The sequence below is a fragment of the Tenacibaculum piscium genome, from assembly GCF_021390715.1.
GTDB classification, from domain to species: domain Bacteria; phylum Bacteroidota; class Bacteroidia; order Flavobacteriales; family Flavobacteriaceae; genus Polaribacter; species Polaribacter piscius.
This window is the reverse complement of the sequence record NZ_JAJGWT010000004.1, coordinates 125065-138243: the sequence shown is the minus strand read 5'-3', so window position 1 is coordinate 138243 and position 13179 is coordinate 125065. Positions and strand designations below refer to the sequence as shown.

Annotated in this window: 13 protein-coding genes; 9 read left to right on the top strand and 4 right to left on the bottom strand. The window is 29.7% G+C overall.

What is annotated here, in order from left to right; translation table 11 throughout:
* Positions 1 to 25: 25 nt before the first annotated feature.
* The 5 genes from L0U77_RS05675 to L0U77_RS05655 all read left to right on the top strand — a co-directional run bounded on the left by L0U77_RS05675 (position 26) and on the right by L0U77_RS05655 (position 4526).
* Positions 26 to 727 carry a metal-dependent hydrolase gene (locus L0U77_RS05675; protein WP_233884251.1) on the top strand — a complete coding sequence of 234 codons (702 nt, stop codon included), beginning with the start codon at positions 26 to 28 and terminating at the stop codon, positions 725 to 727.
* Between the two features lie 16 nt (positions 728 to 743).
* Complete coding sequence (locus L0U77_RS05670; RefSeq protein ID WP_233884249.1) at positions 744 to 1256, top strand: SRPBCC family protein; 513 nt, start codon at positions 744 to 746, stop codon at positions 1254 to 1256.
* Positions 1257 to 1395: 139 nt separating this feature from the next.
* On the top strand, positions 1396 to 2448 hold the full coding sequence (locus L0U77_RS05665) for an o-succinylbenzoate synthase (protein ID WP_233897762.1): 1053 nt from the start codon (positions 1396 to 1398) through the stop codon (positions 2446 to 2448).
* 61 nt (positions 2449 to 2509) lie between these two features.
* Positions 2510 to 3451, top strand: a complete 942-nt coding sequence (locus L0U77_RS05660; protein WP_233897761.1) for a CPBP family intramembrane glutamic endopeptidase — start codon at positions 2510 to 2512, stop codon at positions 3449 to 3451.
* Positions 3444 to 4526, top strand: a complete 1083-nt coding sequence (locus L0U77_RS05655) for an AMP-binding protein (protein ID WP_233884243.1) — start codon at positions 3444 to 3446, stop codon at positions 4524 to 4526. Before L0U77_RS05660 ends, L0U77_RS05655 begins: the two co-directional genes overlap by 8 nt.
* 375 nt (positions 4527 to 4901) lie before the next feature.
* On the opposite strand, the gene L0U77_RS05650 is transcribed toward L0U77_RS05655, so the two are convergent.
* From L0U77_RS05650 to L0U77_RS05635, 4 genes are all read right to left on the bottom strand, one after another.
* A complete protein-coding gene (locus tag L0U77_RS05650; protein ID WP_233860945.1) occupies positions 4902 to 5354 on the bottom strand; it encodes a hypothetical protein in 453 nt (150 codons plus the stop codon).
* A gap of 315 nt (positions 5355 to 5669) precedes the next feature.
* Positions 5670 to 6386 carry a YebC/PmpR family DNA-binding transcriptional regulator gene (locus tag L0U77_RS05645; RefSeq protein WP_233860946.1) on the bottom strand — a complete coding sequence of 239 codons (717 nt, stop codon included), beginning with the start codon at positions 6384 to 6386 and terminating at the stop codon, positions 5670 to 5672.
* 90 nt (positions 6387 to 6476) lie between these two features.
* Positions 6477 to 8477 (bottom strand): DUF3352 domain-containing protein, encoded by a 2001-nt coding sequence (locus L0U77_RS05640; protein ID WP_233897760.1) that lies wholly within the window; start codon positions 8475 to 8477, stop codon positions 6477 to 6479.
* Between the two features lie 235 nt (positions 8478 to 8712).
* Positions 8713 to 10341, bottom strand: coding sequence for an acyl-CoA carboxylase subunit beta (locus L0U77_RS05635; RefSeq protein ID WP_233897759.1), 1629 nt, complete (start codon positions 10339 to 10341; stop codon positions 8713 to 8715).
* Positions 10342 to 10557: 216 nt separating this feature from the next.
* Between L0U77_RS05635 and L0U77_RS05630 the strand changes: the two genes are divergently transcribed.
* The 4 genes from L0U77_RS05630 (at position 10558) to L0U77_RS05615 (ending at position 13094) form a co-directional block, all read left to right on the top strand.
* On the top strand, positions 10558 to 10965 hold the full coding sequence (locus L0U77_RS05630; RefSeq protein WP_233897758.1) for an OsmC family protein: 408 nt from the start codon (positions 10558 to 10560) through the stop codon (positions 10963 to 10965).
* A 27-nt stretch (positions 10966 to 10992) separates the two neighbouring features.
* The gene (locus tag L0U77_RS05625; RefSeq protein ID WP_233900870.1) at positions 10993 to 11523 is read left to right on the top strand and encodes an NADPH-dependent FMN reductase; all 531 of its coding nucleotides are present in this window, start codon (positions 10993 to 10995) and stop codon (positions 11521 to 11523) included.
* 87 nt (positions 11524 to 11610) lie between these two features.
* On the top strand, positions 11611 to 12051 hold the full coding sequence (locus tag L0U77_RS05620; RefSeq protein WP_193699856.1) for a MarR family winged helix-turn-helix transcriptional regulator: 441 nt from the start codon (positions 11611 to 11613) through the stop codon (positions 12049 to 12051).
* Between the two features lie 158 nt (positions 12052 to 12209).
* On the top strand, positions 12210 to 13094 hold the full coding sequence (locus tag L0U77_RS05615) for a pirin family protein (RefSeq protein ID WP_233897756.1): 885 nt from the start codon (positions 12210 to 12212) through the stop codon (positions 13092 to 13094).
* The last annotated feature ends 85 nt before the right edge of the window (positions 13095 to 13179 follow it).

The following is a 13179-nucleotide window of genomic DNA, read 5'->3' as shown; positions in this document are numbered from 1 at the left end:
ATTAATACAAAATAGTATTTAAATAATGAACATTACATTTTACGGTCATGCTTGTTTTGGCATCGAAATTAACGGAATATATTTATTAGTAGATCCATTTATCACAGGAAATTCACTGGCATCAAATATTGTAATTGCCGATATTAAAGCCGATTATATTTTGCTAACACACGCACATCAAGACCATGTTTTAGATGTTGAACTTTTTGCAGAACAAACAGGTGCAACCATTATATCTAATTTTGAAATAGCACAATATTATGGCGCTAAAAATTTAAAAACCGCCGCAGTAAATCATGGAGGAACTTTTAAAACTGCTACTTTTTCGGCTAAATATGTAAATGCAATTCACACTTCTTCATTTGCCGATGGAACTTACGGAGGGCAACCAGGCGGATTTGTAATTTCATCCGAAGAAAAAGTATTATATATTGCTGGAGATACTGCCGTTACTATGGATATGAAATTAATTCCGATGACTACAAAATTAACCGCATCCATTTTTCCGATAGGCGATACCTTTACCATGGGAATTGAAGATGCTATTATTGCTAGTAATTTAGTGGAATGTGATACGGTAATTGGTTGTCATTTCAACACATTTCCGCCTATTGAAATTGATACACATCAAGCAAAAGAAAAATTTACAGAAGCCAAGAAAGAATTGATTATTTTAGAAATAGGAGCTTCGATTAATATCGCTGAAATTAGTAAAAACAAGCACTAAAAAACAAGAAGTTAGTATGAAATCAGTAAAAATAATTTTAGGAATTGTAACGGCTTTTGTCCTTGTTTTTTTCATAACAGGAATCGTTGTAACAGAGGTTAAATATAGTACTGAAATTGAAATTAATAAACCTGTAACCGAGGTTTTTGAAAATTTCACCAATCCAGATTTGATGAAAAAATGGTTGCCAGATATCAAATCAATTGAGCCAATAATGCAGAAAAAAGCTGTTGTAGGAAGTACTTATACAATGATTATCGAAAATAATGAGCAAGAAGTGACCATGATTCAAAAAATCACGGAGTACGTTCCGAATCAAAAAATAACATTTGAGTATCATTCAAACGAAATGCTTAAAAAAGAGGCGTATAATTTCAATGCTAACGGAGCAAAAACTACGATTATCCAAAATAGTAGTGTCAATAGTAAATCGTACATGACAGCGTGTTTGTATCCTTATTTTAAAGGAACATTTAAAGCGTTAAATAGGAGATATTTACAACAATTAAAAGAACTTGCAGAAAAATAATTTTTTGGGCGTTCGAGCGGGCTTTCCATTACAATCTTTTGTTTCGTGCCTCACAAAAGGATTTTCATTGCAATCCCTAACGCAAAACCAACTTACATTCTAAAAAGCACGTGACTAAAATCTTCTTAAAATAAGCAAAATGATACAAGCAACTTATCATCAGTATTTATTGAATTTTAAACAAGCAAGCGGTACTTCTCGAGGTATTTTACGCACTAAAGAAACGTGGTTTATCATCTTAAAGAAAGATGGAAAAACAGGCGTAGGAGAATGCGGTTTATTTAGAGGATTAAGTATTGATGATACGCCAGATTATCAAGAAAAACTACAATGGTTTTGTGAAAATATCAATCTAGGTTTAGAGGTTTTATTAGCTAAAGCGATTCACTTTCCATCGATTCAATTTGGTTTAGAACAGGCTTTTTTATCTTTGAAATCTGAACTGAAATCTGAAAATAAATTTGAATTATTTCCTTCGGATTTTACAAATGGGACACAAGATATTCCCATAAATGGCTTAGTTTGGATGGGCGATAAATCGTTTATGCAACAACAAATTAAAGATAAATTACAGCAAGGTTTTACCACGATAAAAATGAAAATCGGTGCGATTGATTTTGATACCGAACTCAATTTATTAAAAGTAATTCGCAAGGAATTTTCATCCAAAGAAATAACGCTACGAGTCGATGCAAATGGAGGTTTTACTCCTAAAGATGCTTTACAAAAATTACAACGATTATCGGAATTAAACATACATTCTATCGAGCAACCAATACAGCAAGGACAATGGCAAGAAATGGCGAATTTGTGTGAAAAAACGCCTTTGCCAATCGCTTTAGACGAAGAGTTAATCGGCGTTTTTACATCCGAAGAAAAAGAAAAATGTATCGAAACAATAAAACCACAATACATTATTTTAAAACCAAGTTTAATTGGCGGATTTCAAGGAAGTAAACAGTGGATTTCAATCGCTAAAAAATACCATGCCGATAATTGGATAACATCAGCATTAGAAAGTAATATTGGTTTAAATGCCATCGCACAATTCACAAAAACACTCGAAAACCCACTGCCTCAAGGCTTAGGAACGGGAAGTTTATTTACCAATAATATTGAAAGTCCGTTAGAAGTTATGAATGGAAATTTACATTATAATATCAAGAAAAAATGGGCGTTTAATTTAGAGTAATCTTATTTTAAACTTTTCTAAGCGTATATTTATTTTAAAGAAATGAACAAATATTGAGCAAATGAATTTTATACAGCAAGCATACAAAGGAAAAAATGATTGGTTTTATTATTTAGCAAGTATTTTTTTAGTCATATTTGGTTGGCAATTTATAGGAATTATGCCTTTGGCATTAGTTGCAGCTTTACATTCTAAAGATTTTGATGCGTTTTCTAAGGCAGCCAATGAAAGTTTTATGAGTTTAGGAATTAATAAAAATTTATTTTTATTTCTGATGATATTAATGTTTGCTATCGGGTTACTATTTTTATTTTTGGCGGTAAAATTCATTCATAAAAGAGCGATAAAAACCATCATAACAAGCCGAAAAACCATTGATTGGAGTAGGTTTTGGTTCGGTTTTATGACTTGGGGAATTTTAGCGGTAAGCATCACTTTTTTAGGCATTTTTTTAACACCAGAAAATTATACATGGAATTTTAAACCTGTTCCTTTTTTTACATTAGTAGCCGTTTCTTTTTTATTTTTACCTTTACAAACGAGTTTTGAAGAGTTATTATTTAGAGGTTATTTTATGCAAGGTTTAGGCGTTTGGTTTAAAAATAGATGGTTGCCTTTAATCATAACTTCGGTGGCTTTTGGGTTGTTACACGGTGCAAATCCTGAGGTTGAAAAAATTGGTTATATTTCGATGGTGTTTTATATTGGTACAGGATTTTTCTTCGGAATTACCACTTTAATGGACGAAGGAACGGAATTAGCGTTAGGATTACATGCGGTAAATAATATTGTCGCCGCATTTTTAGTAACCACCAATTGGACGGTTTTTCAAACAGATGCCTTATTTGTTGATATTTCAGAACCTTCTATTGGAATCGAAATGTTTTTACCTGTTTTGGTATTGTATCCTTTGCTATTATTCTTGTTTTCTAAAAAATATGGCTGGAAAAATTGGCAAGAAAAATTATTTGGACAGATAGAAAAACCAATAAACATTGAATAAACAACGTTTTCATAAAAGTTTTAAACTCAATGATACTTCTTTTTTATCCGAAGAAGAAGTACTTGTTTTTTCTGATAAAATATCAAAATCGATACATACTTTTTTAAGTGATTGGTTTAATGATAAAGATTTTGTAATTGTACAAACTTCAGGTTCAACAGGAAAACCAAAACCGATTAAGTTACAAAAAGAATTTATGAAAAATTCGGCTTTTGCTACTGGAATTTTTTTTAATTTATCAGAAAATACTACAGCATTATTATGTTTATCGGCTGATTATATTGCTGGTAAAATGATGCTTGTTCGTGCCTTAACTTTAGGTTGGAAATTGGATATTGTAAAACCAGATTCTAATCCGTTGAAAAGCGAAAAATTATTTAAAAAACACTATGATTTTTCGGCAATGGTTCCTTTGCAATTGCGAAATTCATTGTCTGAATTACATAAAATAGATAAATTAATTGTCGGTGGAGGTGTGGTTTCATCAGATTTAATAAAAGCCGTTCAGAATATTTCAACCAATATATTTGCTACTTATGGAATGACTGAAACAATTACACATATTGCAGTTAAAAAACTCAATAATTTTAAGAGTCATCAACTTGTTTCAGATGCGAATTATACTATTTTATCAAATGTAAAAATAACTACTGACACTAGAAATTGTTTAGTTATTGAAGCACCAAAAGTATCCGAAGAAAAAATAATAACTAATGATATTGTAAAGTTGATTTCTGCGACTAAATTTGAGTGGTTAGGACGTTTTGATAATGTTATTAATTCTGGAGGCGTAAAATTACATCCCGAAAAAATAGAAGAAAAATTATCAGAAATAATAACATCTCGTTTTTTTGTTATCGGAATTTCTGATGCTATTTTAGGCGAAAAATTAATCTTAATTATTGAAAATAAAATTTCATCCGAAGAAGAAAAAACCTTAAAAAAAGCCGTTGAAAACTTAAAAACATTATCAAAATTCGAAGTTCCGAAAGAAATTTATTTTATTGATAATTTTATAGAAACAGAAACAAATAAAATTCAACGAAAAAAAACTTGGAATTTAATTTTAGTATAACCTCTTATTTAAAAAACAAAAATCCTAATTTATTAAATTAGGGTTTTTGTTTTCTGATATTATTCAATAACTTCAATAAAAATATCGTTTTCTGTATTATTAGAATTTAATTCGTTAATTAATGCTTTAGAAACTGACACTAATTGCCCTATGTGATTTTTATAAATAGCATGAGGATACCTTTTAATATTGTAAACCTTTTCCTTCAAATTGAAAAATCGCCCATTTTCCTTCTAATAGCTTATTAGATATAGTTGTTAAAAGCATCACAGTGAATTCTTAATCTGCTGTTTTAGGTACAAAATTATTATTACTACAAGTAGAAATAAGTAGTGAAAAAATAAGTTTGATAAATAGGAATTTTTTATTCATTATTTAAATTGTTTTTACGCTAGTTTTTTTGAAAAAAAACTTGGTCATTTTATTATACATTTTCATTTCTCCTATTAGTTTAGTATCAATTAATTTAAATGTAAAATCGTTCATGTAAATAGAAGGATTAAATTCAGCTTTAGTAAATATAGTATCAGGGTTGTAATCAATTTTGATTTCATTTTGTTCTGATAACACCCATTTAAAATACCCTATTTCAAAAATTTCTATTTCATTACATCCAGAAATATATCTTTCAGAAACAACTACTTTTTCTTTAAAAAAGGTAAGTATTAAATAAATTTCTTTACCAGCACAACGACTAGGTCTATTTGTTTCTTCACACATAGAACCAACTTTTGATATAAAAGTGTTATTTTCAAGGTGTTTTTTATCTTCTTGGGCTTTAAGTATAAGAGACCAAAACATAAAACTTATAACAATAACTATTTTCATTTTTTATCTCTATTTTATTAAAAAATTGAATTAAGGCATATAGATTAGTTTATAAATTATGCAAAGCGATGTAACTTATTTACAAACCTAAGTAGGAGATAAGTAATTCATAGTAATATTTCTTTCACAGATAAGTCAAATGTAATGAAAAAATTAGTAGAAGTGAAAAAAGTGTTTTTTGTGATATATGTTATTCTAGGTTAAAATTTATTTGTTCGGAATTTAAGTAAAAACAGATAAGAACCAATAAATATGGAAAATAAAACCTCCTATTAAATAGGAGGTTTGTCTTGTATTTACAATGCTTTCAGGCTATTACATAACCATGCTGTGGTATACATTTTGAACATCGTCATCGTCTTCTAATTTCTCTAAAAGTTTTTCAACATCTGCTTGTTGTTCTTCAGAAAGTTTTGTTGTTGAAGCAGGTATTCTTTCAAATCCTGATGATATAATTTCGACATTATTATCCTCAAAATAAGATTGAATAGCTCCAAATTGTTCAAAGGGCGCATAAATAATAATTCCTTCATCATCATTAAAAACCTCTTCAACTTCAAAGTCAATAAGTTCTAATTCTAGTTCTTCTAAATCAACAGTAATATCTTCTTTTTTTACAGTGAAATTACAAACTCTATCGAACATAAAAACGACAGAACCAGAAGTTCCTAAATTTCCATTTCCTTTGTTGAAAATAGCACGAACATTGGCAACGGTTCTATTATTATTATCGGTTGCAGTTTCTACAACGATCGCAATTCCGTGTGGTGCATAGCCTTCAAATAATGCCTCTTTATAATCACTAGTGTCTTTATCTACGGCTTTTTTTATGGCACGTTCTACATTATCTTTAGGCATATTTGCAGCCTTTGCATTTTGCATTACTGCCCTTAAACGTGAGTTTGTATCTGGGTTTGGGCCACCATCTTTAATTGCCATTACAATATCTTTACCGATTCTGGTAAATGTTTTAGCCATTGCAGACCAACGCTTCATCTTGCGTCCTTTTCTTAGTTCGAATGCTCTTCCCATTTTATTAAATTATATTTACGCTTAAATTATTTTTACGCAACCACAAATGTAGTTATTGCGTTAATTATTTACAATTACAATTAAAGTATTTTAAAATCTTTTTTTGATAATCAGTTTATTTTCTTGCTTATTATAAGCGCGCCAAGTTCCTGATTTTTTTCCGTTTTTATAGCTTCCTTTTAATTTTAATTTTCCATTCTGATAATATACTTTATATTTTCCGTCTAGTAAACCATTTTTAAGGCTTGCTTCAATCTTTAATTTTCCATTAGGATAATTTTCCGTGTAAGTAGTTGCACTTAAATCTGAAGGATAAATTTCTTTAACATCAAAAATATTTTCAAGATTATTATTACTATTGGAATTTATTTTTTCAGCCTTTCTTTTTTCGGCGATTTCTTTTTTTATTTTTTGTGCTGATGCTATTTTTTCTTGAAGTAATTTTGGATTGATAAATGTACTTGTAATTGTACTTTTAAAAACATTTCCTTCGGATGTTAATTGCATACCAAATTGATTAAAAGCAGTAATATATGCTTTATTTTTTTTGATTTGAAGCTGTGTTTTTCTATCGGTTAAACTTACGATATCATCAAAAATATGAGGCGTATTTATGTAAGTGAAAATAGTCGATTTCTTATCAAATAAATAATTAAACTCTTCAAATTCTTTGGAAGTATGTAAGGTATAATTATTTTGATTATTATTGATAATTTCTTTTAATGTATTCGGACTTGCACTAAAAATAACAAAATCATTAATAATGGTAAAATATGGTTTTTCCATTTTTTTAAACATATTTCCTGCAACTATTTTAAAGAAACCTTTTAAATCTAAAAAGTTAATTGTGTGATTTTTATAGGAAATTTGTTTAAATTGTAAGGGTGTTTTTTCTTTTATTTTTGATAAAATAAAGTCTAAATTTTTTGAAGCATCCTGAATATCCGAAGTTTTAAAAACGATAGCAACATCTTTTTTGTTTCTCGAAAGTTCCGAATTAAAATGAATAAATCCGATTTCATTTCCAATCCAACTATATACATTTTCTTTGATGTCGATGTCTAATTTTTTTTCAATTTCGATAATTTGTTTCGAATAAATTTCAAACTCTTGAGGTTTTTCTTTTCTAAGAGTTTCAAAATTTTCATTAAGAGTTTCAAAATTATCAAAAGCAAAACTTACATAAAGTGCGGTATTTTTTGGAGCAATCGTAGCGATACTTCTTTTTCCTTTTCCCGATTTTTGAATGGCTTTTAAATAGCTTTCGGAATCTTCTTTTACGTTTGTATAACCATCTGCTTGAATAATAGTTCCTTCAATTAAAGAAACATCAAAACCAGAATAGTATAATGAATTTTGAATATTTTCGATAAGATTTTCATTGGTTTTATCAGCAAAACAAGAAAGATAGTTTTGTAAATATTTATATTGAAAAAACAATTTAAAGAATCCGTCATCAGGTGTTTCTTTGGTAATTTCAATAAAATTAACATCTCTACCGATAATAGGTTTTTGATATTGATTGATAGTATTTTCAACTAAAAGATGCGTATAAGAAGCGATTAATTGGTTTTTTATAAAGGCAATATGTAGGGTTTCTCTCTTGGAGGTATCGTAAATTTCTGTTATTTCTTTATTTTGATAAATTCTGTTGGTAACTTTAAAATCATCGCCTGTTAAACTCGAAACACTATTTTTTAAAAAATTAAATTTTGATAATTTACCAAGATTAACGACATATAAAAAATCATATTTTTTGGGTTTATAAACATGAGCGGAGATTAAAACATCACGTTCTCCGATAAAATTCAGGATACTTTTTTGTTGTTTTACAGTTTTATCGAGCGTATTTATGCTTTTGCTGATTTCTTTAAAATAGCTATTTTTTTGGAGTTCTTTCCAGATAGGGCTTGTACTAATTTCGTCCCAAGTATCGATAGGTCTTTGAGTCTCTAAAATAAAAACAGCATCTTTTGGAATTAAGTAAATGGGTTTTATATTATTTTGATTATCAAAAGTGAAAACATAAATTTGATAAGCTAAAAAGCTCAAAAAAGCGATGAACGCTGTCCATAAAATCTTTTTTTTCATAATTAGAACCTGTTTAAATTTTAAATTTTTTTAAAGCCTGTTTAATAAAAAAATACATAAATTATTTAGTTAAACTTAGACCTCACAGGTTTTAAAAACCTGTGAGGTCTGTTGCTTTGGGGTAAGATTGAATAAGCGTGTTTAAAAATTAAAGAAAGTATTTTTTTTTAACAAGGGGTTTTAACCCCTTGTCATCTTATTTTGATGTTATAAATCTTTATTTAAAATCAAATAATTAAACTTGAATAATTCCCAAATTAAATTTCTTTTCGATTGGAGCATGATTTGCAGCTTCAATTCCCATAGAAATCCAAGTTCGGGTATCCAACGGATTGATAACAGCATCTGTCCAAATTCTTGCGGCGGCATAATATGGTGAAATTTGTTTATCGTACCGTGCTTTTATGTTATCGAATAATTCGGTTTCTTTTTCGGGTGTAATTTCTTCGCCTTTTTTTAGTAAAGAGGCTTTTTCGATTTGCAGTAAAACTTTTGCGGCAGAATTTCCACTCATAACGGCAAGTTCGGCACTTGGCCACGCTACAATTAATCGAGGATCGTAGGCTTTTCCACACATGGCATAATTTCCTGCACCGTACGAATTTCCGATAATAATCGTAAATTTTGGAACAACCGAATTACTTACGGCATTTACCATTTTCGCACCATCTTTTATAATTCCGCCGTGTTCCGATTTTGAACCGACCATAAAACCAGTAACATCTTGTAAAAAAACCAATGGAATTTTCTTTTGATTACAATTGGCAATAAAACGGGTTGCTTTATCTGCGGAATCATTATAAATAACGCCACCAAATTGCATTTCGCCTTTGGCTGTTTTTACTAATTTTCGTTGATTCGCCATAATTCCAACCGCCCAACCATCGATGCGAGCATAGCCTGTAATAATGGTTTTTCCGTAACCTTCTTTATATTGATCAAATTCAGAATTATCAACTAAACGTTTGATAATTTCCAACATATCATATTGTGCATTTCTTTCTTTTGGCAAAATTCCGAAAATATCATCTTCGTTTTCTTTTGGATCAAGCGCTTCTTTTCTATTGAAACCAGCCTTGTCGTAATCACCAATTTTATCCATTAATTTTTTAATGGTATCTAACGCATCTTTATCATCTTTCGATTTATAATCGGTAACGCCCGAAATTTCACAATGCGTAGTTGCGCCACCCAAAGTTTCATTATCGATAGTTTCACCAATGGCGGCTTTTACTAAATAACTTCCCGCTAAAAAAATACTTCCTGTTTTATCAACAATTAACGCTTCATCGCTCATAATTGGCAAATACGCACCGCCTGCAACGCAACTTCCCATAATTGCCGAAATTTGCGTAATTCCCATGCTACTCATCATGGCATTATTTCTGAAAATTCGCCCAAAATGTTCTTTATCAGGAAAAATTTCATCTTGCAAAGGCAAATAAACCCCTGCCGAATCGACCAAATAAATAATCGGTATTTTATTTTCTATGGATATTTCTTGGGCTCGTAAATTCTTTTTTGCGGTAATCGGAAACCAAGCTCCAGCTTTTACTGTGGCATCATTGGCAACAACAATACACTGTTTTCCGCTGACATATCCTATTTTTACAACAACGCCTGCCGAAGGACATCCGCCGTGTTCTTGATACATTTCTTCACCAGCAAAAGCACCTATTTCTATGGATTTTGTATGGTCATCTAAAAGATAATCGATACGTTCACGAGCGCTTAATTTCCCCTTTTCGTGTTGTTTTTCAAGACGTTTTTTACCGCCTCCTAATTTTACTTTGGCAAAACGCCTGCGTAAATCAGAAACTAAAAGTTTGTTGTAATCTTCGTTTTTATTGAAGTTAATATCCATAGATCGGTTCTTTATTTGCAAGTGCTAAAGTAAGAAAAACCCTTTAAAATACAAGATAGTTATATGTTTGATTCGATTTGTTCTTTTAATTTCTGACAATTAAATCCTATGAAAATATTTTCCATGGGATTTAATTATTTTTAGTGTATATTTGTATCGAATTTTAAAAAGATACTGCTTTAAACGTAGTTTCTTATATTTAGCAAAAAAGTAATAATGGCATCAAAAGCATCATCAAAAGTAGTATTAAGTAATCGTAATTATGTGGCAGAAGCAAAAATGAGAAATCATTTTGTAATTACAGATCAGCCCGTTGAAAAAGGGGGCGATAATAACGGACCAACGCCTGTAGAATATTTATTAACCGCAATTGGTGGTTGTGTATCGATTACTTTAAGAACCTATGCCGAAAATAAAAAATGGGATGTTGGTGAAATTACAGTCAATGTTACACAGCAAGTAAGATTAACATCTCAAGGAATAAAAAAATCATTAGTCGAAGAAATATCTTTTGAAAAAGAAATTACCAAAGCTCAAAAAGAAACATTATTAGAAGTTGCAGGAACATGTCCCGTTGTAGAAATGATAAAAGGAAACACCGAAATAGTAACTAATATTCAGTAAAATTAAGAAATATCAAAAATAAATAACATGAAAAAAATAATAGCTTTTGCAGGAAGTAATAGTAAAAAATCAATCAATAAAGAACTCGTAACATACGCAACAACTTTGGTCGATAATTCAGTTGCAACAATTTTAGATTTAAATGATTTTCCAATACCTGTGTACGGAATAGATGAAGAAACTAAAAATGGAATTCCAGAGAATGCTCAAAAATTCTTTGATATACTTCAAAATGCTGATGGAATTATTGTATCGTTAGCTGAACATAACGGAAATTTTTCGGTAGCATTTAAAAATATGTTTGATTGGATGTCTCGTATTAATCAAAAATTATGGAACAATATTCCGATGTTATTAATGGCAACATCACCAGGAAATAAAGGTGGAACAGCTGTTTTGTCAATCGCTAAAAATGGATTTCCTTATATGGGAGGAAATATTATAGCCGATTTTTCTTTACCAAGTTTTTTTGATAATTTTAAAGAAGGAAGTATCATTGATGATGCGTTAAAGACAGCATTAAAAGAACAAGCAATCAAGTTTGAAAAATCGTTGTAATGACACTATTTTTATTGATTTTATTTTCCTTGGAGTATAAATGTGTTTTTTGTAATTTTGCTATCATATAAAAAAAAATGAGTTAATATGGGAGATATTTCTAAAGATATAAAATCTAACTTTAAAAATGATAAAATTAAAGCACTTATCAATATTAAATACACCTCAAATTGGTTAAGTAGCAATGAAAATGATTTTTTTAAACCTTACGGAATATCGCCTCAACAATACAATATTTTACGGATTTTAAGAGGAGCAGGAGAAGCCATAAAAGTACAGGTAATTAAAGAACGAATGATAGAAAGAGCGCCGAATGCTACTCGTTTAATGGATAAATTATGTGATAAAAATTTCATTGAAAGAACTAGAAGTCAGCAAGATAGACGTGTTGTTTATATCAATATTTCCAACAAAGGATTAACCTTGCTAAAAACGATTGATAGTGCATCAGCAAACTTAGATTTTTTAGAAAAATTAACCGAAAAAGAAGCGCTTCAATTAAGTGATTTATTAGATAAAATACGCTAATCATTTAGGGTATTATTTACGTTATCATTCTTTTATAAAAAAGAAAAATGACTAAAATTATATCAAAATATTTTCCATGGATAGTATTTTTATTGTCTCAAGATTGTAAGTAAAGAAATTATTAAAATGAATTAAAATCAGAAATAATCAAAAATAAAATGAAAAATTTAAAAAAAATACAACATAAAGTAACGAGTCCTTTGGTAAATATGGGAACCATAAAATTAAGACAGCCCTTACCAACAGCAGAAATTGAACATGTAGATCCATTTATTTTACTACATCATTACGGGCCTTACGCAATTAGTGAATTTAATAATCCGTTTGATGTAAGCGCACATCCGCATCGTGGATTTGAACCAATAACCTTATTATTTAAAGGCGAACAATTACACCGAGATTCTTTAGGAAATGAAATGATTGTTAAAGCAGGAGATGTGCAATGGACAACCGCAGGTAGGGGAATTATGCACGCAGAAGCACCCACCAAAGAGTTTATCGCAAAAACAGGCGAGTTAGAAGGAATTCAATTATGGTTAAATTTACCAGCATCTAAAAAAATGATGCCTGCGAATTATCAGCATTTAAAAAGTGAACAAATTCCCGTTATTTTTAATGATGATAAAACAATCGAATTAAAAATTGTTGCAGGAGAACAAGCAACAAAAAAAGGATTAATAACGACTCAAACCAGCGTAAATGTTTTTACGCTAAAAACAAAAGATACTGGTGAAATAGTAATTGAAATTCCTGAGACACATCAATCGTTAGTGTATTTATTAGAAGGCGAAGTTTTAGTAAATAATACCGAATTATTAAAAAAAGGAGCATCACAAATGCTAACTTTTAGTGATAATCTTAACAAAAATAATGGTGATTTTATTCAAATCGAAGCTAAAAAAGAAAGTACTTTATTAGTGATATCTGGTGAGCCGATTCATGAAAAAATAACGCAATACGGTCCTTTTGTAATGAATACGCAAACTCAAATTATGGAAGCAATGCGTGATTTTAAAATGGGGAAAATGGGGTTTTTATATTAAAATAAGCGCGCTTTTATAGATTCGTATAAATTTTTATAGTTTCATCTGATAATAATTAAATTTTTTATTTTATAAAAAACCGTAT